The following is a 26979-nucleotide window of genomic DNA, read 5'->3' on the forward strand; positions in this document are numbered from 1 at the left end:
CGCGCTACAGCAGCCGTTCGGACAGTACGCGGAATGCGACGTCGGGCACGACGAAGCACAGCGGTTCGCCGGTCGCGCCGATGCGAGCGAGGAAGTCGCCGCCTGCGGGCCCGACCGTCTTCAGCGGCCGGACCGCGTCGACGTCGATCGGCAAATCGATCGACGCATACGCGAGGCGATCGCAGTCTTCGACATGAGCGATGGCCGCGTGCTGCAGCGACAGGGCGGCGACGGCCGCGCGCCAGTCGTCGAAGAATGGCGCGAATGCATCGGGCAGCGTCCGGTCGTGCGACGCTTCGGCCGTGCAGCGGAAGTCGGGGGCACTACCGCCGCCGCCGGCCAGCAGCGTGTCGTACTGTCCGTCACGCACCGCATGCGTGAACCGCCGCGCAAGATGCGACGGCAGCGCGTCGCTGAAGAGCCGGCTGCCGAGCGCATAGAGCGGGTGGTCGAACACGTTCTTCACGAACAGCACCGTGCGCTCGGCCGGCATTCCGTCCGGCAGCCCATCGACGTAGAGCCGCCAGTTGCTCTGCAGCGGCGACGGAAACAGGCGCCGCAGCGGGCCGGCAAGACGCGGGCCGAAGTGCCGGTGCGCGTAGGTGAGCGTCGTGAACAGCGTGCGGCCGTCGCGGCTCGCGAGCGTGACGCCGCGCGGCACCAGGTGCGCGACGGCCGCGACATCGACGACCCAGGTGCAATACACGACGTTCTCGACGTCGCTCGCGAGCTGCAGGAACGGCAGCCGCGACAGCAGCGCGCGGCGTGCGCGCAGCAGCGGGCGGCTCGCGACGATCCGGTTGGCGATCCGGCCGGCGAGGCCGGGGGACGGGTAAACGAAGGCGTTGTCGTAGCGCATGGGCGGCATTGTGCCGGGCTTGTCGCGTGCGCGGAAGAGGCGGGGTGGTGTCTTTGGCCCAACCGGGCGAATTTGCCGGGCGCCGCCGCATGGTGCCGCTCGTGCGATGGATCCCGCCGGCCGGTCTTCACGCGTGCCGCACGCGTGCGGATAATCGATCGCCACCGACCTTGCGGATCGAATGCGGATGTCAGCGCGCCGGAATCGATGGAACAATTTCCGTCGACCCGCGCGTACAGGAGAGGTGGCAGCGCTCCAGCGCTTCCGCCACGATTCATTCCGGCTCGGGTTCGTGCATCCGTTGCCGCGACACGTTCAGCCAACGCGCGATCCTGCCGCCCGCGAGTTGCCACTCGAACGGATTGCGGAAATCGAACGTGTACAGCTCGCGTCGAAGGTACGAACAGCACCCGCGTAGACTCCGGGACGCCCGGGAGCGTTCGATGCGCGAGGGCCGCCACGTGTTGTGCCACGGAAAGTTGGTCGCCATACTCGAGCGCCGTCGCGGTAACCGGAAATTGAGCGCATACGCGTACCGCGGCTGGTCCGAGAAGTTTGCCCCCGCGGCATGCAGCGTACGCCCCGCATGCACGGTGCAGTCTCCCGGCATCAACGGACACGCCACGGCGCGCGCCGGATCGAATCCGCCGACACACTCGAGTCCATGGGCGGTCACGTCGCCCCCGAGCGGTACATGCGGAAGCACGTCGTACAGATGAGACCCGGGGATGAACTGCATGCACCCGTTGTCGACCGAGACGGCTTGTAACGGAATCCAGAAGTTGACTTCGCGGTGGTCGATGCGCGCGTCGGTAAACGCGTCGTCCTGATGCCATGGCGTCACGGTGTCCGTATGCGACTGCTTCAGGAAAAAGCTGTCACCGGCAAAACGAACATTCGAGCCGAGCAGCGCCTTGGCGATATCGAGCGCGGCGCGGCGGATGCGGAGTTTCGATAGCCGACGCTCGAAATAGGAGGCCCAGTGGAGCTGGAGAAGTTGATGCTCGGAATCGCATCCGTTCGACTCGGGATAGAAATCAAACATCAGGCCCTCGGCGTAGCCCGTGCGGCTGCCGAGCAGACGATGGCCGATTTCGCGCAAGTCTTCGATCTCCGAGGTGTCGATCAGCCCGTTGATGATCGCAAAGCCGTCGTGATGGAACTGGGACCGAAGATTGGCTTGCATTGGAGCCTTGACGATGAGTTCACGGATCGCGAAGCGATGCAGACGGCCTCTGGTTTTCGATTTTCGTATTTCCGCGCAGGACGCTTCTGTTCGATACCTTACGTTGGCGGCCGACGGCGGAGCAGCCCGACGAGTTGTACGACAACGGTTATCGGGTCGTGGATGGTGCGGACGGCAACGCGCACGACGTCGCGATGCCGCCGCGTGCCGGGCGAGCGCAGTGGCCGGCCGTTCGTGCGTCAGTACCCCGTTCCGCCGCCGCCCTGATCGGTGACGATCGCCACCCCCGAACTCGTGCCGAGCCGCGTCGCGCCGGCTTCGAGCATCGCGAGCGCGGCCGCGCGGTCGCGCACGCCGCCCGACGCCTTCACGCCGAGCGTCGGCCCGACCGTGCGGCGCATCAGCGTAACGTCCGCAAGCGTCGCGCCGCCGTGGCCGAACCCGGTCGACGTCTTCACGAACGCGACGCCGAGATCGCGGCACATCTCGCACACACGCACCTTCTCGTCGTCGGTCAACAACCCCGTTTCGAGGATCACCTTGAGCGGCACCGTGCCGCAGGCGCGATGCACGGCTGCGATGTCGGCCTTCACGTCGTCGGCGCGGCCGCTTTTCAGCGCGCCGATGTTGATCACCATGTCGATCTCGCCGGCGCCTGCCGCGATCGCGGCGGTCGCCTCGAATGCCTTCGCGGCGGACAGCCCGGCGCCGAGCGGAAAGCCGACCACGGCACAGACGAGCACGCCGGTATCGGCCAGCTCGCTCGCGGCGAGCGGCACGTTCGCCGAATTCACGCAGACCGAGTAAAAGCGATGCTCGGCCGCCTGGCGGCAGAGTTCGCGGATCTGCGCGTCGCTCGCGTCGGGCGCGAGCAGCGTGTGATCGATGGCTTGGGCGAGTTGGGCGTTGGAAAGCGGCATGTGTCAGGACTCCACGGATCGTGTGCGGAAAGGGCACACGGAAAGTTGATGTTTTCACATCGGTTTGTTACAAATACGACATTCCGGCCGGGCCTGCGCGCCCGGCACGACGAGCGACTCACGCGACGGGCACGCAGGATACAGGCATGGAAACAAAGAAGGGCGAACGGATCAAGACATTGATGAACGTGCTGCAAGGGCAGAACGCGATTCATCTGAGGGAAGTCGCCGAGCTGTTCGGCGTGTCCGAAATGACGATCCGCCGCGATCTCGCGGACAATCCGCACGGCCTCAGCCTGATCGGCGGCTACGTGACGCGCCATTTCGCCGCGCAGCGCAGCGACATCGGCGAATACCTGATCAGCGCCGAGAACAACCGGCAGACCGAGGAAAAGCGCCGCATCGGCAAGCTGGCCGCGCAGTTCGTGACGACCGGCGACACGATCTTCGTCGACTGCGGGTCGACCACGCCGTTCATCGTCGATTTCATTCCGGACGACCTCGAATTCACGGCGGTCTGCAATTCGTTGAACGTGTTCGCGAAGCTGCAGCAAAAGCCGCATTGCAACGTGATCCTGTGCGGCGGCGCGTATCACCGCCAGAACATGGTGTTCGAATCGGTCGCCGAAACGGGCATCCTCGATTCGGTGCGCGTGTCGAAGGCATTCATCTCGGCGGCCGGCGTGAGCGACCGCTGCGGCGTCACGTGCTTCAACTTCCACGAAGTCGATGCGAAGAAGAAGGTGATGGCCCGCGCGCAGAACCGCTTCCTGCTGGTCGACCACACGAAGTTCGACGAAGTGCGGGCGGCCTATTTCGCCGAACTGACCGATTTCAATTACGTGATCTCCGACGGGCAACTGAGCCGCCGCTACGAAACGGCGATCCGCGAGCACGGGATCGCACTCGTGACCTGATGCGGCGCGGGCTTGCGGCGCGCATTGCATTGCGCTTTCCGTCACGCTTTGCATCGCATCACGCATCGCGTGCTTCAGCCGCGCTGAGGTAGCCGGTGACCACCTCGAAGCGGCGAAACGCGCCCGGCGCCAGCGCCGCGACGTGGCCCTTGCGGCGTTCGGCTTCGTAACCCTCCGGCTCGCAGGTCGACGGCAGCGCGAACGCGGCGACCTGCTGGTCCGCGTTGTGCAGGATCCAGCGCGTCGCATGCGGGAATTGCGCGGGGCGGTAAGCGGTATGGAACGCGCCGCCGTCCGGATGCGCGAGCCGGAAATGCGCGACGCCGTCGGCATCCGTTTCCACGTCGTTCATGAAGAACACGATCTCCGGGTCGTACAGCGCGGGTGCATCGAGCGTCGCGAGCCACGCCGGCTCGCGCGCGAGCGTGGCCGTGTAGTCGCGCCACGCGGCGGTCGGCTTCACGTGCGCGGGCACGCTGTCGCGCAGCCGCACGCCGCCACGCGGGAGCGATTGCACGAAGCGGCCGCCCGGCACGTACGCGTAGTTCAGGTGGGCCATGTACATCAGGTCCATCGGTGCGCCGCCGAGATTCGTCACGTCCATCGCGATCGTCATCCGGGCATCATGCTCCGTCAGCCGCACCGACGGACGCGCGACGTAGTGGCTGCCGAAGCCCTGCACGTACTCGTATTCCCCGGTCACTTCGACCGTTGCGCCGCGCGCATCCGTGCCGACGACCAGGCTCGCGCGATCCATCGGCGCGCACGGCATCTCGCCGTGCAGCGCATGCGTGTCGTCCGGCCCCGGGCAGCCGTTGCGCAGCAACCCGCTGTGGAACATGAAGCAGCCATAGGTATCGATGATCGACGTCGCGCGCCTCGGCTGCCGGAACATGTGCTTCATCGTCAGGTCGCGGCCGTCGAATTCGGCGGCCCAGATCATCTGGCCGAGATACGGCAGCACGACGAGATGACCGCGACGGTTCTCGAGCTTCAGTGCCTCGACGCCGGACGGATACGCGAACGCGGTGACGGTGATGCCGTCGGTGCGGTACAGCGTGCGCGGTGCCTCGCGGAAGTCGTCGCGCCGCAGTTCGATCTCGCCGCGCATGGTCAGGCTCCCGACGTGTTGCGCGTCGCGGCGTAGCGCGTGGACGCATGGCCGTCGGCCGCCGCGTCGGGCGTTGCCGCCGGCAGGTGACGCAGGCAGTAGAAGCCGTAGTAGACGATCACGACGAAGCACGCGAGCGGCACGACGAATGCGAGCTGCATGTTGCCGCCCGTGTGATCGGAGATCAGCCCCTGGATCAGCGGCACGACCGCGCCGCCGACGATGCTCATCACGAGGATCGAGCCGCCGTATTCGGTGTCCTTGCCGAGGCCGTCGATCGTCAGCCCGTAGATCGTCGGCCAGCACGGGCCGAGGAAGATGCTCACGCACACGGCCGCATAAACAGCCGTGATGTTGTGCACGCTGATCGTGTACGCGAGCAGCGCGATGCACAGGATGCCGTAGACGATCAGCACCTTGGCCGGTCCGACGCGTTTCATCACGAGCGTCGCGACCAGCTTGCCGACGAAGAACGCGAAGAAGGTCGCGAGCAGGTAGCGCGACGCACCGCGCTCAGTGAGGCCGCCGATCTGCATCGCGAGCCGGATCGTGAAGCTCCACACGCCGACCTGCGCGCCGACGTACAGGAATTGCGCGACCACGCCCGCGACGAAGCGCCGGTTGCCGAACAGGCGCGCGAGCGTGCCGCGTGCGTCGATCCGGTGCGTGACCGTGCCCGCACCGTTGCCCTTGCACGCCGGGTACGGCGTGAGCGCGAACACGATGAACACGGCGACGAGCACGACGATCAGCCACTTGTACGGTTCGAGCGTGGCCTGGATCATCGCGAGCTGGTGCGTGTGGGCGTCGGCGGCCGACATCGCCGCGAGCTGCGCATGCGACGCGTCGCCTTCCTTGAAGATCAGGAAGCTGCCCATGTAGACGCCGGCCATCGCGCCGAACGGATAGAACGTCTGCGAGATGTTCAGTCGCCGCGTGCTGGTGTCGCGCGGGCCCATCAGCGTCGAATACGAGTTCGACGCCGTTTCGAGGAACGACAGGCCCGCGGCGATCACGAACAGCGCGACGAGGAACATCCCGTACTTTGCCATCGACGCGGCCGGGAAGAACAGCAGGCAGCCGGTCGTGTAGAGCAGCAGGCCGACGAGGATCGTCGTCTTGTAGCTGAACTTCTTCACGACGGTCGCGGCCGGAATCGCGAGAAAGAAGTAGCCGAGATAGAACGCGGACTGCACGAACGCCGATTCGAAATCGGACAGGAAGAACGATTTCTTGAACTGCGCGATCAGCACGTCGTTCAGGTTCGCGGCGGTGCCCCACAGCGCGAACAGGCAGCACAGCAACGTGAACGCGAAGAGCGGCGTGCGATTCAGGTAATAGCCGTCGGGGGTGTGTTCGATCCGGGTTCGGCTCATGGGTGTCTCCTTCCCAATGTCTCGTCGATGAAGGCGCCGGTCAGAAGCCGGCGTCGCGGAGGAAGCGTTCGAACGTCGCGGCGTCGGCGTACGACTTCTGCGTGCCGAGGCCCGTGACCGAATGCGCGGCGTAGGCGGACGCGTAACGCATCGCGTCGACGGCGTCGCGCGACGCGGCATAGCAGTGCGCGAAGCAGCCGATATATGCATCGCCGGCGCCCGTCGTATCGCGCGCGTCGACCGGCACGCCCGGCACGTGACGCGCGCCGTCGCGCGACACCAGCAGCGAACCGTTGCTGCCGAGCGTGACGAGCACGTGCTTGAGGCCGCGCGCGACCAGCGCTTCGGCGGCACGGGTCGCGCTCTCGCGCGAATCGACCGGCATGCCCGACACGATCGCGAGCTCGGTTTCGTTCGGCACGAAGAATTCGACGGAACGGATGCGCTCGAAATCGAGGTCGGCTACGGCGGGGGCCGGGTTCAGCAACACGGGAATGCCGTGCCGCGCGCCGAATTCGATCGCGTGATAGACGGTGTCGAGCTCGATTTCGAGCTGCAGCACGATCAGCGCGCAGTCGGCGAGCATCGGCGCGGCCGCATCGATGTCGGCCGGTTGCAAATGGCGATTCGCGCCCTTGACGATCAGGATGCTGTTGCTCGAATCGGGCTCGACGAAGATCGGCGCGACGCCGCTCGGCACGCCGGCGACCTTGCGCACGTGCGTGGTGTCGATGCCTTCGCGCTCGAAGTTGCGGATCGTGGCGTCGGCGAACACGTCGTCGCCGACCTTCGTGACCATCACGACGCGCGCGCCGAGGCGCGCGGCCGCGACGGCCTGGTTCGCGCCCTTGCCGCCGCAGCCGAGCTCGAAGTTCGGCGCCTCGAGCGTTTCGCCCCGGGCGGGCATGCGCGTGACGTAGGTCACGAGGTCGACCATGTTGCTGCCGATGACGGCGATTGTCTCCATCTGCGTCTCTTCCTTGGTATGGGCGGCCGCGCGTGTGGGGTCGGCGGCGGCTCGCGACAGGTGATAATAAAATCACATTGGATGTGAAAATGCAATCCTATGGTGTTAGGAGGGTCACTTTGTGGCGGGTGGCAGGCGGGCGGACGAAATCTCCTGCCTCCGCGTCAGAGAGGTTTCGGATTCATCGGGGAATGGGGCAGTCGTCACGCGAACGATGTCGACAGAGAAGACGAACTCACCGGGAAGCGCCGCGTACGCGGGAGCGATCCGTACAGCGCCGCGCCGCGATGATCCAAACGGGAATCGCCGCCGGCTCTACGCAAACGGCACTCGGGGCGGGCGCCGCCGCGCCACGCCGGATGCTTGCTCGCGCGTCGCGACGATGCCCTCGCTCAGCGGTTCACGATCGAATACACGAGCGTGCCGGAGAACATCAACAGCACGAGCGACGCGCCGCGCAGCAGTGTCGACGTGCGGGCGGCCCACGCGCGTTGCGAAGTGAGGATCCCGCCGAGGGACGACCAGCCTACACCGATCGGCGTGAGCACGACCAGAAATACGAGGAGCGCCCATGCAAAATAGTGCGCCGACCTGAACGCGTCCAACGGAAACAGCGTGCTCGAGAACAGCAGCGCTTTCGGATTCATCATCGTCGCGACGAACACGTCGCGAAAGCGCACCGGTGCGATCGATACGTCCTGCAGCACGCGGCTATGCGTCCACAGCTTCAGCGCGAGGAAAAAGATGTAGACCGAACTCGCGAGCTTGACCACGTCATAAAGCCAGGGGCGGCCAGCAGCGAACGCCGACAGGAAGAATCCCCATACGGAAATCGCGATCGCGTAGCCGAGCGCCTCGGCGACCACCAGCGGCCAGGTGCCACGCAGGCCTACCTTCAACCCCGACGACAACAGCAACGTATTGGTCGGCCCCGGCACGATCAGCACCAGCGATACGTACATCGACATCTTCAGCAAGGCTTCCTGAATAGGCACGCGGCCTCCTCCATTCGTCAGTGTCGCGGTTCGCGTGCGGCCAAGGCTGGCGCACCGTCGAAATAGCGATTGCTCTTTACGCGCTGCGGTTCGATCGGCTCGCTCGGCACCGGCTGTCCGATGACGTCCCGGGCGGCTCGCTCTCCTGTTTCGTTGCGCGGCGCGATGCAGGCCACGTTGCACGCTTCGTGGCGGCACCCGGCCCGGTTCGTTTCAGTGCAAATGCGATCTGCGCTTGCATGAACACGCCCGTCTTCATCGCACGGCTTTCGTATTCGCGTGAGACACATCATGACGAATTTCTCTACTGACGAGTCGGATTATTTTTGGGTCGAGATCAATATCGTCGAAATTCGAAAAGGTCGCCATCTTTGTTCTGAAAACAGTGAATTCGTTATTTCTTTCCTGTGAATTCAGTATGCCATTTACCATTTTTTTGACCGCATGATATCGGGTGCGCATGATTAAAATGAAAAAATGAATTTTGTTGTTTCGAAAAAATTAAATCATTTGATTCGCGAAATTTCACCGATATTTTTCGGGATTTAGAATTTCTCTGAATCGCCTGGGATCGATATGAAATTTTTCGAGATATGCCGTCGTGAACGCTGCTATGGTGTGTCGGAGCGGTCAAGTGCATGGTGTGACAATCCTGGCAACAATTGATAAAACCGAAAATATCAATGAGCTGATGGCGATCGCTGCATCGCCAAGTCGATTTGTCGAGGCGTAATCCATTACGCGGTGTGCCGCCGCGTACGATGGGGGATTCGCATTTTTTGCTTAACCGCGCTGAGATTCGCTACGCCTTTTCGGTGCCATTTGTCGTGATGGGACAGGTGCGTCATGACGCGTTATCGGACGCATTTCCGGTTCAACTCGACGAGGCGGCACTATCCATTCAGGTTTTAAATCCTATGGGAAGCGTGTAATGACTAATCCGATCAAGAATATCGTCATCGTGGGCGGCGGCACGGCGGGCTGGATGAGCGCGTCGTACCTCGTGCGGGCGCTCCAGCAGCAGGCGAACATCACACTCGTCGAATCCGCGGCGATCCCGCGGATCGGCGTGGGCGAGGCGACCATCCCGAGTTTGCAGAAGGTGTTCTTCGACTTCCTCGGGATACCGGAGCGGGAGTGGATGCCCCAGGTAAACGGCGCGTTCAAGTCCGCCATCAGGTTCGTGAACTGGAGGAAGTCTCCCGACCGCTCGCGCGACGATCACTTCTACCATTTGTTCGGCAACGTGCCGAACTGCGACGGCGTGCCGCTGACCCACTACTGGCTGCGCAAGCGCGAACAGGGCTTCCAGCAGCCGATGGAGTACGCGTGCTACCCGCAGACCGAGGCGCTCGACGGCAAGCTGGCACCGTGCCTGGCCGACGGCACCCGCCAGATGTCCCACGCGTGGCACTTCGACGCACACCTGGTGGCCGACTTCTTGAAGCGCTGGGCCACCGAACGCGGCGTGACCCGCGTGGTGGACGAGGTCGAGCAGGTTCATCTGAACGAGCGCGGCTACATCTCCAGCCTGTCCACCAAGGAGGGGCGCACGCTGGAAGCGGACCTGTTCATCGATTGCTCCGGCATGCGGGGGCTCTTGATCAACCAGGCCTTGAAGGAACCCTTCATCGACATGTCGGACTACCTGCTGTGCGACAGCGCGGTCGCCAGCTCCGTGCCTGCCGACGACGCCCGCGTGGGGATCGAGCCGTACACGTCGGCGATCGCCATGAACTCGGGATGGACCTGGAAGATTCCGATGCTGGGCCGGTTCGGCAGCGGCTATGTGTTCTCGAGCAAGTTCACATCGCGCGATCAGGCCACCGCCGACTTTCTTCGCCTCTGGGGCCTCTCGGACGCGCAGCCTCTGAACCAGATCAAGTTCCGGGTCGGGCGCAACAGGCGGGCGTGGGTCAACAACTGCGTCGCGATCGGGCTGTCGTCGTGCTTTCTGGAGCCGCTGGAATCGACCGGTATCTACTTCATCTACGCGGCGCTTTACCAGCTCGTGAAGCACTTCCCCGATACGTCGTTCGACCCGCGGTTGACCGACGCGTTCAACGCCGAAATCGTCCACATGTTCGACGACTGCCGGGATTTCGTGCAGGCGCACTATTTCACCGCGTCGCGCGACGACACACCGTTCTGGCGCGCGAACCGGAACGACCTGCGGCTGTCGGACGCCATCAAGGAGAAGGTCGAACGTTACAAGGCGGGGCTGCCGCTGACCACCACGTCGTTCGACGATTCCACGTACTACGAAACCTTCGACTACGAGTTCAAGAACTTCTGGTTGAACGGAAACTACTACTGCATTTTTGCCGGCCTGGGGCTGCTGCCCGACCGGTCGCTGCCGCTCTTGCAGCACCGGCCGGAGTCGATCGACAAGGCCGAGGCGATGTTTGCGCGGATCCAGCGCGAGGCCGAGCGTCTGCGGACGAGCCTGCCGACGAACCACGATTACCTGCGCTCGCTGCGTGAGCGCGACGCGGGGCTGTCTCGCAGCGAGCCCGGGCCGACGCTCGCGACGCCGGAGATCCTGTAGTGGAGCGCGCGCTGGACCGGGTAGGCGCCATCGCGGCCACGCACGCCGCGGTGGCGGCCTGCGATCCGCTGCGGGCGCGCTCGCTCGTTCTGCAACTGCCGGCCCTGAACCGCAAGCAGGATGTACCCGGCATCGTCGGCGTGTTGCGCGAGTTCCTCCCGGCGCACGGCGTGCCCTCGGGCTGGGGCTTCGTCGAAGCCGCCGCCGCGATGCGGGACATCGGGTTCTTCCTCGGGTCGCTCAAGCGGCACGGCCACGAGCCCGTGGACGTGGTGCCCGGCCTCGAGCCGGTGCTGCTCGACCTGGCGCGCGCGACCGACCTGCCGCCGCGCGAGACGCTCCTGCACGTGACGGTCTGGAATCCCGCGGCGGCCGACACGCAGCGCAGCTACACCGGGCTAGGCGACGAAGCGCACCTGCTCGAGAGCGTGCGCATCTCGATGGCGGCCCTCGAGGCGGCCATCGCATTGACCGTCGAGCTGTCCGACGTGCCGCTGCGGTCGCCCGCGTTCGCGCAAGGGTGCGACGAGCTGACGGCCTACCTGCAGAAAATGGTCGACTCGATCGTTTACGCGTACCGCTTCATCTCGGTGCAGGTCTTCTACGACGAACTCCGCCCGTTCTACGAACCGATTCGAGTCGGCGGCCGGAGCTACCTCGGCCCCGGTGCCGTCGAGATGCCCCTCTTCGTGCTGGAGCACGTGCTGTGGGGCGCGCAATCGGACCATCAGCCTTATCGGGAATTCAAGGAGACGTACCTGCCCTACGTGCTTCCCGCGTTCAGGACGATCTACGCGCGCTTCGCCGATGGGCCGTCGCTCGTCGACCGCGTGCTCGGCGACGCGCAAGCGGACCGTGCGCGGGGCGAGCCCGTCGGGGCAGGGTTGGCGGCCCTCGACCGGGTGTTCGAGGTTCTGCTGCGCTTCCGGGCGCCGCACGTCAAATTGGCGGAGCGGGCGTACGAAGTCGGGCGAAGCGGCCCCACGATCGGCAGCGGCGGCTACGCGCCCAGCATGCTCGGCGATTTGCTCACGCTCACGCGTGCGGCACGGTCGCGCGTTCGCGCCGCGCTCGACGGGCCCTGACGCCCGACGCGCGCGGCCATGTGTTCCATCTCACCAGGAGAGTTAGCCCCCATGACTCAGCAGAGCCCCGCAAACGGGCGCGACAGCAACCACTTCGATGTGATCATCCTCGGCTCTGGCATGTCGGGCACCCAGATGGGAGCCATCCTGGCCAAACAACGGTTTCGCGTGCTGATCATCGAGGAGTCGTCGCACCCGCGGTTCACGATCGGCGAATCGTCGATCCCCGAGACGTCGCTGATGAACCGCATCATCGCCGATCGCTACGGCATTCCGGAGCTCGATCACATCACGTCGTTCTATGCGACGCAGCGTTACGTCGCGTCGAGCACGGGCATCAAGCGCAACTTCGGCTTCGTGTTCCACAAGCCCGGCGAGGAGCACGACCCGAAGGAGTTCACGCAGTGCGTCATTCCCGAGTTGCCGTGGGGGCCGGAGAGCCATTATTACCGGCAGGACGTCGACGCCTACCTGTTGCAGGCCGCCATCAAATACGGCTGCACGGTTCGCCAGAAGACGACCGTGACCGAATACCACGCCGACAAGGACGGCGTCGCGGTGGCCACCGCGCAGGGCGACCGGTTCACCGGCCGGTACATGATCGACTGCGGCGGGCCCCGCGCGCCGCTCGCGACCAAGTTCAATCTTCGCGAAGAGCCGTGTCGTTTCAAAACGCATTCGCGCAGCCTCTACACGCACATGCTCGGGGTCAAGCCGTTCGACGACATCTTCAAGGTCAAGGGGCAGCGCTGGCGTTGGCATGAGGGAACCCTGCACCACATGTTCGAGGGCGGCTGGCTCTGGGTGATTCCGTTCAACAACCACGCGCGTTCGACCAACAATCTGGTGAGCGTCGGCCTGCAGCTCGACCCGCGTATCCACCCGAAAACGGACATCTCCGCGCAGCAGGAATTCGACGAATTCCTCGCGCGGTTCCCGAGCATCGCGGCGCAGTTTCGGGACGCCGTGCCGGTGCGCGACTGGGTCAGGACCGACCGCCTGCAGTTCTCGTCGAGCGCGTGCATCGGCGACCGCTACTGCCTGATGCTGCACGCGAACGGGTTCATCGATCCGCTTTTCTCCCGCGGGCTCGAGAACACCGCGGTGACCATCCATGCGCTCGCGGCGCGCCTCATCAAGGCGCTGCGCGACGACGACTTTTCCCCCGAGCGCTTCGAGTACATCGAGCGCCTGCAGCAGAAGCTGCTGGACCACAACGACGACTTCGTCAGCTGCTGCTACACGGCGTTCTCGGACTTCCGGCTGTGGGATGCGTTCCACCGGCTGTGGGCGGTCGGCACGATCCTCGGGCAGTTCCGGCTCGTGCAGGCACATGCGAGGTTCCGCGCGTCTCGCGACGAGCGCGACCTCGATCGCCTCGACGACGAGGCCCCGTACCTCGGGTTCCTGTGCGCGGACATGGAGGGGTACTACCAGTTGTTCAACGACGCCAAAGCCGAGGTCGAGGCCGTGAGCGCCGGGCACAAGTCGGCGGAGGAGGCCGCGGCGCGGATTCACGCCCTCATCAACGAACGGGAATTCGCGAAGCCGATGTTCGGCTTCGGGTACTGCATCACCGGCGCCAAACCGCAGCTCAACAACTCGAAGTACAGCCTGCTGCCGGCGATGAAGCTGCTGCACTGGACGCAGACCAGCGCGCCGGCGGAGGTGAAAAGGTACTTCGACTACAACCCGATGTTCGCGCTGCTCAGGGCGTACGTCACGACCCGCATCGGCCTGGCGCTGAAGTAGTCGGTCGACCTCCGGAATGAAAATGATAGACGACGTTCAATTGAATCAGGTGGGTGCCCGGGAGCATCCCGCGGGGGCGTACGATGCGACCACGCGCGTGGCCGCGAGCTGGTACGTCGCGATGCGCTCGAGCGACCTCAAGGACAAGCCGGCGGCGCTGACGCTCTTCGGCCGGCCGTGCGTCGCGTGGCGCGGTGCGACGGGCCGGGCCGTGGTGATGGATCGCCACTGCGCGCACCTTGGCGCGAACCTGGCCGACGGGCAGGTCGAGGACGGGTGCATCCGGTGCCCGTTTCACCACTGGCGGTACGACGAGCACGGCCAGTGCGTGCATATCCCCGGCCACAGCGCGGCGGTGTGCCGGCTGGAGCCCGTCCCGCGCGGGGCGCGGCAGCCGACGTTGGTTACCGTCGAGCGGTACGGCTATGTGTGGGTCTGGTACGGCTCCCCACAGCCGCTGCATCCGCTGCCCGAAATCGCCGCGGCCGACGTCGACAACGGCGACTTCATGCACCTGCATTTCGCGTTCGAGACGACGACGGCGGTCTTGCGGATCGTCGAGAACTTCTACGACGCGCAGCACGCGACCCCCGTCCATGCGCTCCCGATATCGGCCTTCGAGCTCAAGCTCTTCGACGATTGGCGCGAATGGCCGGAGGTCGAGTCGCTGGCGCGGGCGGGCGCGTGGTTCGGCGCCGGGATCGACTTCACCGTGAACCGGTACTTCGGGCCGCTCGGCATGCTGTCGCGCGCGCTGGGCCTGAACATGTCGCAGATGAACCTGCATTTCGACGGCTACCCCGGCGGGTGTGTGATGACCGTCGCCCTGGACGGAGACGTCAAATACAAGCTGCTCCAGTGTGTGACGCCGGTGAGCGACGGCAAGAACGTCATGCACATGCTCATCTCGATCAGGAAGGTGGGCGGCGTCCTGCGCCGCGCGACCGACTACGTGCTGTTCGGACTCCAGACCAGGCAGGCCGCGGGGTACGACGTCAAGATCTGGAACGGGATGAAGCCGGACGGCGGCGGCGCGTACAGCAAGTACGACAAGCTCGTGCTCAAGTACCGCGCGTTCTATCGCGGCTGGGTCGACCGCGTCGGCGCGAGCGAGCGGCAAGGCATGAGTCGACAGCCCTAGCCGGAATCGGCGGCCGGCCGGCCGCCGCTCGGCATCGCGTCGATCGAGGTGGTGAACGCGAGCGAACGGAACGCGGACAGCTCCAACCCGCCGCCCGGCGTCGCGACCGCACGCCAGGATGACAGGCCGATTACCGTTTTGTCATCCACGCCGTTCGCGCCCGCACGGAGCGCGGCCGTGTCGCCGTTTCCGGGTAACATCGCCGGATGTTCCCACGAAAGCGACGGAGCCGGCCATGCGCATCCTGATAGTCGAAGACGAACCGAAGACGGGCGCGTACCTGAAGAAGGGGCTCGAGGAATCGGGTTTCAGCGTCGATCTCGCGAAGGACGGCGGCGAAGGGCTGACGCTCGCGCAGGAAGAGCGTTACGACGTGATCGTGCTCGACGTGATGCTGCCCGTGCTCGACGGCTGGGGCGTGCTCAAGCGGCTGCGCGACACGCATACGACGCCGGTGCTGTTCCTGACCGCGCGCGACGACGTGCAGGACCGCGTGCACGGCCTCGAACTCGGCGCCGACGACTACCTCGTGAAGCCGTTCGCGTTCGTCGAACTGCTCGCCCGCATCCGCACGCTCGCGCGTCGCGGGCCGCCGCGCGAGACCGAACACCTGGCGGTCGGCGATCTGGAAATCGACGTGGTGCGCCGCCGCGTGAAGCGCGGCGCCACGCGGATCGACCTCACGCCGCGCGAATTCTCGCTGCTGCAACTGCTCGCGCGCCGGCAGGGCGAGGTACTGAGCCGGACGCAGATCGCATCGTACGTGTGGGACATGAATTTCGACAGCGACACCAACGTCGTCGAGGTCGCGATCCGGCGCCTGCGCGCGAAGATCGACGACGCGTTTCCGGTCAAGCTGATCCATACGGTGCGGGGCGTCGGCTACGTGCTCGAACCGAAGGACGACGCATGACGCGCCCGCGTTCGCTGGCCGCGACGCTCGCGCTCGCCTTCGCCGCGACCACGCTCGCCGCGTTCGCGCTCGTCGGCGCGTATGTGTATGCGGGCCTCGAGCGGCAGGTGAACACGCAGGACGATCTCGACATCGTGCTGGCCGCGCGCCACACGCGCCGGCTCGCGGGCGAGCTCGAGTCGCTCGATGCGGTGCGCGCGCACACGGAGCGGCTGACGAGCCAGGTGCTGGGCAACGAGGCGATGTCGATGGCCGCCGTCGATGCGCGGGGCGACGTGCTCGTGCGCCACAACGTCCGGCTCGCCGCGCTCGACGATGCGCCCGCGGCCGCATCGGTTCCACTTGCCGACGCGCAGTTGTTCGCGCCGCACGCGGTGCCGATTCCCGCGAGCGACCGGATCACGGCCGATCGGCTCGTCACGTGGACTGCCGCCGGCGGCACGCCGATGCGCGGCGTCGTGATCGAGGCGGCGCTCGGCGATCGCACGCCGATCCGCATCGCGATCGCCCGCAACATGCGCGACCGGGCCGATCTGCTCGACGGCTACCGTGATCGGCTCAAGCTTGCCGGCGGCGTGGGCGCGTTGTTCGCGCTACTGCTCGGGTACTGGCTGATCCGCACGGCGCTCGCGCCGCTGCGCGAGATCGTCGACAACACCGGCCGGATCACGGTCGACAAGCTCGATACGCGGCTCGATGCGTCGCGCGCCCCTCCGGAATTGCGCGCGCTCGTCGATGCGCAGAATGCGATGCTCGGCCGCTTGCAGCAGGCGTTCGCGCATCTGTCGCAATTCAGCGCCGATCTCGCGCACGACCTGCGCACGCCGCTGAACAACATGCGCGGCGCCACCGAAGTCACGCTCGCGCGGCCGCGTTCGACCGACGAGTACCAGGCGTTGCTCGAATCGAATCTCGAGGAATACGATCGTCTCGCGCGGATGATCGAGAACGTGCTGTTTCTCGCCCGCGCCGAGCATCCGAGCTTCGTCACCCGGCAGCGCGCGTTCGACGTGCGCGACGAACTCGAGCGCATCGCGGAGTATTTCGAGGGGCTCGCCGACGAAGCGGGCTCGGCGTTGCGCGTCGAAGGGCAGGGGCAACTGACCGCCGATGTCGAGCTGTTCCGGCGCGCCGTCGGCAACCTGCTCGCGAACGCGCTGCGTTACACGCCCGCCGAGGGCGTCATCACACTGAGTGTCGATGAAACCGCCGATGCGGTGCGCGTCGTCGTCGCGAATCCGGGCGAGCCGATCGATCCCGCGCTGCTGCCGCGGATCTTTGACCGGTTCGTGCGCGGCGACCCCGCGCGTAGCGGCGGTGCGCCGGGCGGCACCGCCGGGCTCGGCCTCGCGATCGTGCGCTCGGTGATGGAACTCCACGGCGGCACCGCGCAGGTCGAAAGCGACGCGTTCGGCACACGTTTCGTGCTCACGTTCAACCGGCCGCCGGCAGCGTGACGGCGGGTCCGGACCGTGCGGCCGCCGCATGTTCCTTCGCGCCGATTTTCGATTCCGCGTCCGTGCCTGCGCTCGCCTGCCAGCCGCCGCCCAACGCCTTCAGCAACCCGACTTCGGCCTCGATCCGGCGCGCGTCGATCTGATCGGCCGTGCGCCGGTTCGTCAGCGCGATCGTCTGCGCGGTCACCACGTCCAGATAGCTGACGGCGCCCGCGTTGAAGCGATTCGTCGTCAGCCGCAGCGACAGGTCGGCCGCGTCGGTCGCGCGCTGCTGGCTGCCGGCTTCGGACGCGAGTGCATCGAGCGCCGATAACTGATCCTCGACCTGCTGGAACGCGACGAGCACGGTTTGCCGGTAGTCGGCGACCGCACTGTCGTATTGCGCATGCGCGCCGCGCAGCGACGCGCTGCGGCGCCCGCCGTCGAACAGCGTGCCGGCGAGCTGCGGGCCGAGCGACCAGAACAGGCTCGGCGCGGCGAGCCACGGCGCGAAGAACGAACTCTCGAGGCCTGCGCTCGCCGACAGCACGAGATCCGGGAAGAACGCGGCGCGCGCCTCGCCGATCCGCGCGTTCGCGGCCGCGACTCGGCGCTCGGCCGCCGCGATGTCGGGCCGCCGCTCCAGCAGTTGCGACGGCACGCCAGCCGGCACGGCCGGTACTTGGAACGGCTGCACGTGCGGCGGCAGCGTAAACGTCGACGCGCTCTCGCCGACGAGCGTCGCGATCGCATGTTGCAACTGCGCACGCGACGCGTCGATGTCGGTGTCCTGCGTGCGCGTCGATTCGAGCTGGGCCTCGGCTTGTGCGACCGCCGACGCATCGATCGCACCGGCCGCGAGCTGCTGCTCGAGCAGCGTCAGTGCGCGCGCGTACGCGCGCACCGTGTCGTCGAGCAGTTGCTTCTGCGTGTCGAGCGAGCGCAGCGCGAAATAGTCGGTCGCGAGTTCGGCCGTGACCGAGAGCTTTACGGCCTGCAGATCGGCCGCGCTCGCGGCGGCGTTCGCTTGCGCGCCCGTCACCGCGTCGCGTACACGGCCGAACACGTCGGGTTCCCAACTCGCGGCCACGCCCGCCTGATAGTCGGGCGTCGTCTTGCCGGCGAGCGACGAGCCGAGCCGGTTTTGCGATACGCGAGCACGGCTTTGCGCGGCACCCGCGGTGAGCGTCGGCAGGAGCCCGGCGTGTTGATAGTCGACCGTCGCGCGTGCCTGCCGCAACGCGGCGACGGCTTTCTTCACCGTCTGGTTCGACACGTCGACGCGCGCTTCGAGCGCGTTCAGGCCGGCGTCGTCGAAGACGGTCCACCAGGCGCCGCGCGCGGCGGCGTCGGCCGGCGTCGCGGCGCGCCAGCCGGCCTGCGCGGCCGGTGCGCCCGCGTAGTGCGCGGGCACCGCGACGGCGGGCGGCGAATAGGGCGGCAGCGTCGAGCAGGCGGTCAGTGCAGCGGCGGCGCCGAGTGCGGCGACACGGCGAGCGAACGGGAGCGGATGAAGGCAGCGCATGGCGGATATCTCTTGAGTCGTCGATGGTTCAGCCGCGCGCGGGCGCCGAAACCGGCGTCGACGCGGCCGTCGCGGCACCGTCAGCGCTGGCGGCGTGCATCGGCGGCGCGACGCGCGTGGCGGTGGCGGGTTGCGCGGGTCGAGTGGCAGAAGCGCCAACAGGCGCCGCATCGTGCGCGGTCGACACGATCTTCACGGCTTCGCCCGCCGTGATCGCATCGCCCGGGTTGTCGATCACGCGATCGGCTGCCGCGAGCCCCGCGACGATCTCGACGCGCGTGCCGAAATCGCGCCCGATCTGCACGGTCTTCAGCGCGGTTCGGCCGTTCGCGCCGACGGTGGCGACCGTCACGCCGTTCGGGCGGAACAGCAGCGCACTGACAGGCAGAGCGAGCGCCGGCGCCGCGCTCGGCACGGCGAGATGCGCCTGCGCATACGCGCCGGGCATCAGCGTGCCGTCGTGATTGTCGACGTCGATCTCGACGCGCAGCGTGCGCGTGACGGGGTCGATCGCGCCCGCGCTGCGCGCCACCCGCGCGGCAAGCCGCCGCCCCGGATACTGCGGCGTCGTCAGGTAGACCGGCGTGCCGGTCGATACGCCGGTCGCACTGTCCTGCGGCACGTCGACGAACACGCGCAGCGTGTCCGTCTGTTCGAGATGGAACAGTTCGCCGGACAGGCCCGGGCTGCCCGGCGTGCCGCCTGCGGTGACCAGCGTGCCGACGTCGACGTTGCGTGCGGTGATCACGCCGTCGAACGGCGCGGTGACGGATTCGTACGACACGAGTTCGGCAAGATGCGCGACGTTCGCCTGCGCGGACGCGAGCATCGCGCGCTTCGCGTTCATGTCCGCGACCTTCGTGTCGGTGTCCTGCTGCGACACCGATTGCGTTTTCAGCATGTCCTGCCAGCGCTGCGCGGTCGATTTCGCGTAGTCGTAGTTCGCCTGCGCGCTCGCTTCGTCGGCGCGCGCCTGGCGCAATTGCGCATCGAGATCGGGCGCCGAAATCCGCGCGAGCGTCTGGCCGGCCTTCACGTGCGTGCCGAGATCGGCGCTCCAGTGCGCGACGTAGCCGCTCGTGCGCGCATAGATCGACGCGTCCGCATAGGGCGCCACGGAGCCGGGCAACGTCAGCGTCTGGTCGGCCGGCGCCGCGCCGGGCACGACGACCGACACCGGCAGCGCCTGTTGCGCGGCTACCTGTGCACGCTGAGCGGCGCGTGCATCGATACGCGGCACGATGCCGAGCGCGAGCAGCGCGGCGGCGAATGCGACGGCCGCGAGCGGCACGGCCAGCTTGCGGCCGCGGCGGGCCGGCGGGGTGTCGGGGGTGGCGCCGCGCGCGGCGGGCGGCACGGCTGCGGCCGCGGCGGTCGCGGCGGTCGCTTCGGCGGCGGGCGGCGCGGCGACGGGTTCGATCGAATCGTTCATGATGGGTCCGGGGTCGGGCGAATCGAAGGATGAGAAGGGGCGGGCGTCCGCGCTCAATGCAGCGCCGGCGTATCGGGCGCGTGCTGCGCGCGCCGGGCGGCCGCCGCGTCGCGACGCCGCGCGAGCCACGCGTGGACGAAGCCGAACAGCACCGGCACGAACAGCAGCGTCGAGACCGTGCCGAACGCGAGGCCGCCGATCACCGCGCGGCCGAGCGGCGCGTTCTGCTCGCCGCCGTCGCCGAGGCCGAGCGCCATCGGCAACATGCCGATCAGCATCGCGAGCGCGGTCATCACGACGGGCCGGAAGCGGCTGAAGCCTGCATCGAGCGCGGCCTGCCACGGTGACGCGCCGGCCGCGAGCAGCTCGCGTGCGGCGTTCACGACGAGAATGCTGTTCGCGGTCGCGATGCCGATGCAGAGGATCGTGCCGGTCAGCGCGGGCACCGACAGCGTGGTGCGTGTGACGAACAGCATCCACGCGATGCCGGCGAGCGACGCCGGCAGCCCGCCGACGATCACGAGCGGATCGAGCCACGACTGGAAGTTCACGACCATCAGCAGGTAGACCAGCGAGATCGCGAGCGCGAGGCCGACGAGCAGGCCCGCGAACGACTCGTGCATCGCCTGCACCTGGCCGCGCAGCACGATTGACGAGCCGGGCGGCAGTTGCGCGCGCGCGGCGTCGACGAGCTTCGTCACGTCGGCCGTGACGCCGCCTAGATCGCGCCCCTGCACCGACGCGAAGATGTCGAGCACCGGCTGCACGTTGTAGTGCGACACCACGGCCTGCTGGGTCGAGCGCGAGAACGTGCCGAGCGAGCCGAGCAGGTTCTGCGCGGGCACGCCCGCGGCGGGGCCGCCGGCCGGCGTCTGCGGTGAGCGGGCGGTGCCGGCGGGCAGCGGCACGTTCGCGAGCGACTGCAGCGAATTCACCGTGTATTGCGGCGTCTGCACGAGCACCGGGTAGCTGACGCCGTTGCGCGGATCGAGCCAGAAGTTCGGCGTCGTCTGAGAGCTGCCGGACAGCGCGATCAGCAGGTTCTGCGCGACGTCGCGTTGGTCGAGGCCCGCCTGGATCGCCTTCGTGCGGTCCACGTTCACGTCGATCGCCGGTTCGTCGCCGGGCTGCTGGATGCGTGCGTCGACGAGTCCGCGCACGCCGCGCAGCTTCGCGAGCAATGCATTCGCGACCGCGCGGTTCGGGTCGAGCTTGTTGCCGACGATCTGGATGTCGATCGGCGCGGGCAGCCCGAAATTGAGGATCTGGCTGACGATGTCGGCCGGCAGGAACGCGAACGTCACGCCGGGGAACGACTGCGCGAGCACGTTGCGCAGCTTCGCGACGGTCGCGGCGGTCGGCGCGTGATTCGGCTTCAGCGTGACGAGCACGTCGGCGTCCTCGCTGCCGATCGGATCCGACGAGTCGTACGTGAGGTTGATCCCGCTCGCCGGCACGCCGATGTTGTCCAGCACGCTCGCGAGCTGGTTGGCCGGAATCGCGCCGCGGATCTTTGCTTCGACTTCATCGGTCAGCCGCGCGGTTTCCTCGATCCGCGTGCCGGTCGGCGCGCGCAGGTGCAGGCGGATCTCGCCGGTGTCGACCGACGGGAAGAAGTCCTGCCCGGCGAACGCGTAGAGGCCCGTCGACGCGACGCATGCGAGCAGGAACGCGGCCGCGAAGCGGCGGCGCCGCGCGATCGCCGCGGACAGCAACGCGCGATAGCGCAGCCGCACGGCCTCGAAGCGATGCTCGAACGCGGCCTGGAAACGCGCGATGCGTGCGAATACGCCGCGCGGCGGCCGGCCGTTCCCTTTCGCGCGCATCAGCGCCATCGCGAGCGTCGGCACCAGCGTGCGCGAGAAGAAGTACGACGCGATCATCGCGAAGATAACGGCCTCGGCCAGCGGTACGAACAGATAGCGCGCGACGCCCGTCAGCAGGAACATCGGCACGAACACGATGCAGATCGACAGCGTCGACACGAAGGTCGGCACCGCGATTTCGCCCGCGCCGGTCAGGATCGCGTCCTCGAGCGCCGCGCCGCGCTCGAGATGATGCGTGATGTTCTCGATCGCGACGGTCGCGTCGTCGACGAGGATTCCGACCGCGAGCGCGAGGCCGCCGAGCGTCATGATGTTGATGGTCTGGCCGAGCGCGGACAGCGCGAGCAGCGACGCGAGCACCGCGAGCGGGATCGTGACCGCGATGATCAGCGTCGCGCGCCAGCTGCCGAGAAACAGCAGGATCATCAGCGCGGTCAGGCAGGCGGCGATCAGCGCTTCGCGCACGACGCCCTGGACCGCCGCCTTCACGAACACGGACTGATCGTCGAGCGGCGAAATGTGCAGCGCCTTCGGCAGCCCGGCCGCTATCTTCGGCAGCATCGCCTTCACCTGGTCGATGATCGTCAGCGTCGACGCGCTGCCGGTTTTCTCGATGGTCAGCAGCGCCGCGCGCTTGCCGTCCGCGCGCACGATGTTGGTCTGAGGCGCGTAGCCGTCCCGTACGTGCGCGACGTCGCGCACGTACACGACACTGCCGCCGATCGTCTTCACCGGCAGGTCGTTCAGCGCGGCGACCGTCTGCGTGCTGCCGTTCATCTGCACGTTGTATTCGTGCGTGCCGATTTTCGCGGTGCCGCCCGGCAGAATCAGGTTCTGCGCATTGATCGCGTTGACGACGTCGATCGGCGCGAGCCCTTTCGCCTGCAGCGCGCGCGTATCGAGGTCGACGACGATCTGGCGGATCTTGCCGCCGAACGGCAGCGGCACGGCCGCGCCCTGGACCGTCGCGAGCTGCGTGCGGATGAAGCTGTTGCCGAGGTCGTACAGCTGCTGCTCGGCGAGCGTGTCGCTCGACAGCCCGAGCTGCAGGATCGGCACGGTCGACGCGTTGTACGTGATGATGTTCGGCGGCAGCGTGCCGGGCGGCAGGATGCGCAGGATCGACGCGGCGTTGCTCGCGGCTTCCGCGATCGCGCGATTGATGTCGGCGCCCGGGTGAAAGAAAATCTTCACGACCGACACGCCGTTCAGCGACTGCGACTCGATGTGCTCGATGTCGTCGACGTCGGACGTGAGCGCGCGTTCGTAGTTCGACGTGATCCGCTTGGCCATGTCCTCCGCGGAGAAGCCGTTGTACGACCAGACGATGCTGACGACCGGAATGTCGATGCTCGGGAAAATGTCGGTCGGCGTGCGCAGCAGCGCGAGCGGGCCCGCGATGAAGATCAGCAGCGCGAGTACGACGAACGTGTAAGGCCTGCGTAATGCCAGCCGGACGATCCACATGACGGTGCTCCTCGAAGCAGGGCTCGGATGCGCATTCGATGCGACGAGCGTGCAGTCTGCCGGTGCGGCGTTGACCCGATCCTGACCCGAAGATTACGAAACCGTTATCCGTGCGCCGCGGCGGCATCGGCCGTGCGGCGGGCCGCGCAGCGCGATGCGGGCTGGCTGAACCCTCGTCGCCGACGGGGTGCGCCGCTTCGTCCATATAATGTCCGGCGGCAAACCTTCGCTCATTCGCGTATCTCGCCGATTTCAGGAGCCAGACCGATGTCGTTGCGCACCGATGCAAACTTCTTCTCCCTTCTTGCCGACTCGTATAGCCGGCTCGTGAACCGCCCGCTCGTGCCCGACGGCATGAGCGCATCCGACGGCGCCGCGTGGCTGTACGATACGGCGCCGTTCGGCGTGCTTGCGCACGACACGTCGGCCGATCCGGTGTTCGTGTACGGCAACAAGCGCGCGCAGGCGATTTTCGAATACGACTGGGATGAACTGACGGCGTTGCCGTCGCGTCTGTCGGCGGAGCCGATGGAGCGACACGAGCGCCAGGTGTTTCTCGACAAGGTGATGCGCGACGGCTTCGTGTCCGAATACCGCGGCGTGCGGGTGACGAAGTCCGGCAAGCGGTTCTGGATCGAGTGCGCGACCGTGTGGCAGCTCATGGACGCAGACGGAATCGTGCACGGCCAGGCCGCGATGATTCCGGAAGTACGGCCGCTCGACGCGCCCGCATGAACTCGACGATCAACCGGCATACGGACCGCGTTGCGGGCCCGCGCCGTGCCCGGCGAACCGGAGTCGCCCACCCACGACGGGCGCAGGCGATCAGATAACAAAACCGTAATCGAAGCCTCACCTTCAGGAAAGCGCGCGAATCGCAGAATGGACACCACTCCTCATCGCATCGATGCGGAGCGGATGTCCGGCCTGATCTGCGGACGCGAACACGCCATCTTTGAGAGGTGAACATCATGAACGACCTGATTCGTGCAGTCCTGCTTTCCTGTGCGCTGAGCGCACCGATCGTCGCATTCGCGCAAACGGCCGACCATACGGCCACGCGCGCCGACGTGCGCGCCGACCTGATTCGGGCGGAGCGCGACGGTACGCTGCCGACGTCGAACTGGGACTATCCGCCGAGCACGCAGACGATCGCGCGCAATCGCGAACTGTATGCGATCGCCCATGGCGACCGGCACGCGGAAATGGCCGCGACGTCGGCCTCCGTATCGACCGCGAGCACGCAATGAAGCGGGGCGCCGTCTCGACACGCGCGACGGGGCTGGCGCTCGCCGCGTTGCTTGCGGCGGCAGCGGCCCCGACCGCGGCTTTCGCGCGCGGGCAGCCGCTACTGCCCGATGACGACGGCGGGCGCGCCAGCGTGCTGCGCGCGCTGAATCCCGAGTGCGATCCGTGCCGCGCGGCAGCCGACCGCCGGCCGGCGACCTTTCACGCAGTGCCCATCAGCCGCGCGCCGAGCGCGATCCCGCGCGCGGACAGCAGCGCCCCGGCCGCGCGCTGACGGGCGTCCCAGCCGGCCAGCGCGGCGTCGAACGCGGCGCCGCGCGCGACGTCGCGCAAGGCTTCGGCGAGACCGACCGCGTCGTCCGCCGCTTTCGCGACGCCCGCCGCCGTGTGCGGGCGCACGATGCATGCGGCGTCGCCGAGCAGGACGGCGCGGCCGAAGGCCATGCGTGCGACCGCGAGATCGAGGATCGCCTGCGCGAACGGCGCGGGTGTCGCATCGACGAGCGCGGCGAGCGTCGGTGCGAGCATCCGGTCGGCGGCGTCGACGAGTTCCGCGCGGTTGTCGTCGCGCATCGCGCCGGGCGGCAGCGACCCGTCGCGCTGCGTGCCGTCGCGCGCAAGGAACAGCGACGGCAGCCGGTCGGCTGCCAGACGCCGGTACCACACCCAGTTCACGCGCCGTTTGCCCGGTTCGGTCGCGCCGTCGGTGCCGGGCACGAGATAAGTCAGGAACAGGTGCCGGTCGCCCTGCTGGAACGTGAAGCGTTCGCGCAGCAGATACAGCACCTGCTCGGGCAGCGTATGTTCGTCGACGAGGCCGCGCCACGCGACGTAGCCCGCATACGTCGGCCGCACGTCGGGCAGCAACTGCGCGCGCACGGTCGAGCGACCGCCGTCCGCGCCTATCAGCAAACCCGCCGTCTCGGTGCGGCCGCTCGCGAAATGCGCGACGATCCGCTCGCCGCCCTGCTCGAACCGCTCGAACGCATCGCCGGCCTGGATGATCCCGGCCGGCAGCGCACGCTTGAGCGCCGTGTAGATCACGTTCCACGCGGTCTGCGTCTGCGGCATCGCGAGGCGCTGCACGATTCGGTCCTGCGCATCGACGTAGATCCGGTCGATCGAATCGACGCCGGCGTCGCGCGGCAGCGCTACGCCGCCGAACGCGAACGCGCGCTCGATCGGCGGCTGCAGCACGATGCCGCCGCCGCGGCTGTCGAGCGCATACGGCGATTGCTCGAATACGCGGACGTCCCAGCCGGCCGCGCGCAGCGCGGTCGCCGCGAACAGCCCGCCGACCGATCCGCCGGCGATGACGGCCTTGCGGCCCGATCCGTGTTCCATCCGATGCTCTCCCGGTGATGCCGCGTGCGGCGGGCGTCGCGTCAGCCGGCCCAGCCGCGCAGGAAATCGAGCAGCAGCGCGTTCACGCGCTCGGGCTGCTCTTCGTGCGGCAGATGCCCGCACTGCGCGATCGGCTCGGCACGCAGGTTCGTCGCCATGCCTTCCCATACGGCCTTCATGTCGAACATCTTGCCGACCGCGTAGAAATCCTCGCCCCAGATCGCCATGGTCGGGCACGCGATCCTGACGTCGGCATCGACGAGGTCCTGCCGCACGTCTTCCGCGTTCGCGCGATAGTCGGCCAATGCGCCGCGCACGGCCCCCGGGCGCCGATACGCGCGCACGTAGGTGTCGAACGCGTCGCCCGCGATCGCGTGCGGGTTGTAGCACCAGTCCGCGAAAAAGTAGCTGAGCCATTCGGCTTCCTTGCCGGCGATCAGCGCCTCCGGCAGGTCGGGCACCTGATGGAACAGGAAAAACCAGTATGCGCGCGCCGTTTGCGCGGTCATGTTCTGCGCGACGATGCGCGTCGGCACGTTGTCCATCACGACGAGCCGCTCGACGCGTTCGGGGAAGTCCTTCGCGAAACGCGTCGCGACGCGTGCGCCGCGATCGTGCCCGACGAGCGCGATGCGGTCGATGCCGAGCGCGTCGAGGAGCGCGGCGAGATCGCGCGCCATGTTGCGCTTGTCGTAGCCAGCCGCGGGCTTGTCGGTTTCGCCGTAGCCGCGCAGGTCGGGCGCGATCACGCGATAGTGCCGCGCGAGTGCGGGAATCTGGAAGCGCCACGCGAAGCTGGTTTCGGGGAAGCCGTGCAGCAGCACGACGACGGGCCCGGCGCCGGCGTCGATGACGTGCTGGCGGATGCCGTTCGCCGTAACGGTGTGATGGGTGAGTGCAAGCGTGTCGGTCGTCATGTGGGAATCCCGGT

At 67.3% G+C, this 26979-nt stretch carries 22 protein-coding genes; 9 read left to right on the forward strand and 13 right to left on the reverse strand.

Annotated features, from left to right (window positions below):
* Positions 1–4: 4 nt before the first annotated feature.
* The 3 genes from HWX09_RS21990 to deoC all read right to left on the reverse strand — a co-directional run bounded on the left by HWX09_RS21990 (position 5) and on the right by deoC (position 2965).
* The gene (locus HWX09_RS21990) at positions 5–868 is read right to left on the reverse strand and encodes a DUF2071 domain-containing protein (RefSeq protein ID WP_027786159.1); all 864 of its coding nucleotides are present in this window, start codon (positions 866–868) and stop codon (positions 5–7) included.
* A gap of 265 nt (positions 869–1133) precedes the next feature.
* Positions 1134–2045 (reverse strand): phytanoyl-CoA dioxygenase family protein, encoded by a 912-nt coding sequence (locus HWX09_RS21995; RefSeq protein WP_027786158.1) that lies wholly within the window; start codon positions 2043–2045, stop codon positions 1134–1136.
* 239 nt (positions 2046–2284) lie between these two features.
* Positions 2285–2965, reverse strand: coding sequence for a deoxyribose-phosphate aldolase (gene deoC / locus HWX09_RS22000; RefSeq protein ID WP_027786157.1), 681 nt, complete (start codon positions 2963–2965; stop codon positions 2285–2287).
* A gap of 146 nt (positions 2966–3111) precedes the next feature.
* Between deoC and deoR the strand changes: the two genes are divergently transcribed.
* Positions 3112–3882: a DNA-binding transcriptional repressor DeoR gene (deoR, locus tag HWX09_RS22005; RefSeq protein ID WP_027786156.1), complete on the forward strand. Its 771-nt coding sequence runs from the start codon at positions 3112–3114 to the stop codon at positions 3880–3882.
* 58 nt (positions 3883–3940) lie between these two features.
* On the opposite strand, the gene HWX09_RS22010 is transcribed toward deoR, so the two are convergent.
* The 4 genes from HWX09_RS22010 to HWX09_RS22025 all read right to left on the reverse strand — a co-directional run bounded on the left by HWX09_RS22010 (position 3941) and on the right by HWX09_RS22025 (position 8331).
* A complete protein-coding gene (locus HWX09_RS22010) occupies positions 3941–4993 on the reverse strand; it encodes an aldose 1-epimerase family protein (RefSeq protein ID WP_027786155.1) in 1053 nt (350 codons plus the stop codon).
* A gap of 2 nt (positions 4994–4995) precedes the next feature.
* Positions 4996–6369, reverse strand: coding sequence for an L-fucose:H+ symporter permease (fucP, locus tag HWX09_RS22015; RefSeq protein ID WP_027786154.1), 1374 nt, complete (start codon positions 6367–6369; stop codon positions 4996–4998).
* Positions 6370–6409: 40 nt separating this feature from the next.
* Positions 6410–7336: a ribokinase gene (gene rbsK, locus HWX09_RS22020; RefSeq protein ID WP_027786153.1), complete on the reverse strand. Its 927-nt coding sequence runs from the start codon at positions 7334–7336 to the stop codon at positions 6410–6412.
* A gap of 392 nt (positions 7337–7728) precedes the next feature.
* Positions 7729–8331 (reverse strand): LysE family transporter, encoded by a 603-nt coding sequence (locus HWX09_RS22025; protein ID WP_027786152.1) that lies wholly within the window; start codon positions 8329–8331, stop codon positions 7729–7731.
* 931 nt (positions 8332–9262) lie between these two features.
* Here HWX09_RS22025 and HWX09_RS22030 point away from each other — a divergent pair.
* The 4 genes from HWX09_RS22030 to HWX09_RS22045 are packed head-to-tail and all read left to right on the forward strand — an operon-like array spanning position 9263 to position 14857.
* Positions 9263–10879, forward strand: coding sequence for a tryptophan halogenase family protein (locus HWX09_RS22030; protein WP_027786151.1), 1617 nt, complete (start codon positions 9263–9265; stop codon positions 10877–10879).
* Positions 10879–11964 (forward strand): monodechloroaminopyrrolnitrin synthase PrnB family protein, encoded by a 1086-nt coding sequence (locus HWX09_RS22035; RefSeq protein ID WP_034185509.1) that lies wholly within the window; start codon positions 10879–10881, stop codon positions 11962–11964. The genes HWX09_RS22030 and HWX09_RS22035 overlap by 1 nt, the downstream gene beginning before the upstream one ends.
* A gap of 51 nt (positions 11965–12015) precedes the next feature.
* The gene (locus HWX09_RS22040) at positions 12016–13716 is read left to right on the forward strand and encodes a tryptophan 7-halogenase (protein ID WP_027786149.1); all 1701 of its coding nucleotides are present in this window, start codon (positions 12016–12018) and stop codon (positions 13714–13716) included.
* A 25-nt stretch (positions 13717–13741) separates the two neighbouring features.
* A complete protein-coding gene (locus HWX09_RS22045) occupies positions 13742–14857 on the forward strand; it encodes a Rieske 2Fe-2S domain-containing protein (RefSeq protein WP_027786148.1) in 1116 nt (371 codons plus the stop codon).
* On the opposite strand, the gene HWX09_RS22050 is transcribed toward HWX09_RS22045, so the two are convergent.
* The gene (locus HWX09_RS22050) at positions 14854–15006 is read right to left on the reverse strand and encodes a hypothetical protein (protein WP_155257381.1); all 153 of its coding nucleotides are present in this window, start codon (positions 15004–15006) and stop codon (positions 14854–14856) included. The two genes, HWX09_RS22045 and HWX09_RS22050, sit on opposite strands and share 4 nt — an antisense overlap.
* Before the next feature lie 86 nt (positions 15007–15092).
* Here HWX09_RS22050 and HWX09_RS22055 point away from each other — a divergent pair, with 86 nt between their 5' ends.
* Both HWX09_RS22055 and HWX09_RS22060 read left to right on the forward strand, forming a co-directional pair.
* A complete protein-coding gene (locus HWX09_RS22055) occupies positions 15093–15770 on the forward strand; it encodes a heavy metal response regulator transcription factor (protein ID WP_027786146.1) in 678 nt (225 codons plus the stop codon).
* On the forward strand, positions 15767–17227 hold the full coding sequence (locus HWX09_RS22060; RefSeq protein ID WP_027786145.1) for a heavy metal sensor histidine kinase: 1461 nt from the start codon (positions 15767–15769) through the stop codon (positions 17225–17227). The genes HWX09_RS22055 and HWX09_RS22060 overlap by 4 nt, the downstream gene beginning before the upstream one ends.
* On the opposite strand, the gene HWX09_RS22065 is transcribed toward HWX09_RS22060, so the two are convergent.
* Genes HWX09_RS22065 through HWX09_RS22075 form a run of 3 tightly spaced genes read right to left on the reverse strand, consistent with a single transcriptional unit; the run spans position 17205 to position 23456 of the window.
* Positions 17205–18731, reverse strand: a complete 1527-nt coding sequence (locus HWX09_RS22065; protein ID WP_027786144.1) for an efflux transporter outer membrane subunit — start codon at positions 18729–18731, stop codon at positions 17205–17207. The genes HWX09_RS22060 and HWX09_RS22065 overlap by 23 nt on opposite strands.
* 28 nt (positions 18732–18759) lie before the next feature.
* Positions 18760–20163: an efflux RND transporter periplasmic adaptor subunit gene (locus HWX09_RS22070; RefSeq protein ID WP_027786143.1), complete on the reverse strand. Its 1404-nt coding sequence runs from the start codon at positions 20161–20163 to the stop codon at positions 18760–18762.
* Positions 20164–20216: 53 nt separating this feature from the next.
* Positions 20217–23456, reverse strand: coding sequence for an efflux RND transporter permease subunit (locus HWX09_RS22075; protein ID WP_027786142.1), 3240 nt, complete (start codon positions 23454–23456; stop codon positions 20217–20219).
* 267 nt (positions 23457–23723) lie between these two features.
* Here HWX09_RS22075 and HWX09_RS22080 point away from each other — a divergent pair, with 267 nt between their 5' ends.
* Positions 23724–24191, forward strand: coding sequence for an MEKHLA domain-containing protein (locus HWX09_RS22080; protein ID WP_027786141.1), 468 nt, complete (start codon positions 23724–23726; stop codon positions 24189–24191).
* A gap of 236 nt (positions 24192–24427) precedes the next feature.
* A complete protein-coding gene (locus tag HWX09_RS22085; protein WP_027786140.1) occupies positions 24428–24706 on the forward strand; it encodes a DUF4148 domain-containing protein in 279 nt (92 codons plus the stop codon).
* Between the two features lie 199 nt (positions 24707–24905).
* On the opposite strand, the gene HWX09_RS22090 is transcribed toward HWX09_RS22085, so the two are convergent.
* Both HWX09_RS22090 and HWX09_RS22095 read right to left on the reverse strand, forming a co-directional pair.
* The gene (locus HWX09_RS22090) at positions 24906–26048 is read right to left on the reverse strand and encodes an FAD binding domain-containing protein (protein WP_027786138.1); all 1143 of its coding nucleotides are present in this window, start codon (positions 26046–26048) and stop codon (positions 24906–24908) included.
* Between the two features lie 41 nt (positions 26049–26089).
* Positions 26090–26965 carry an alpha/beta hydrolase gene (locus HWX09_RS22095; protein WP_027786137.1) on the reverse strand — a complete coding sequence of 292 codons (876 nt, stop codon included), beginning with the start codon at positions 26963–26965 and terminating at the stop codon, positions 26090–26092.
* Positions 26966–26979: the final 14 nt, after the last annotated feature.

Source organism: Burkholderia sp. BCC1208, from assembly GCF_902833095.1.
Taxonomy (GTDB): Bacteria; Pseudomonadota; Gammaproteobacteria; order Burkholderiales; family Burkholderiaceae; genus Burkholderia.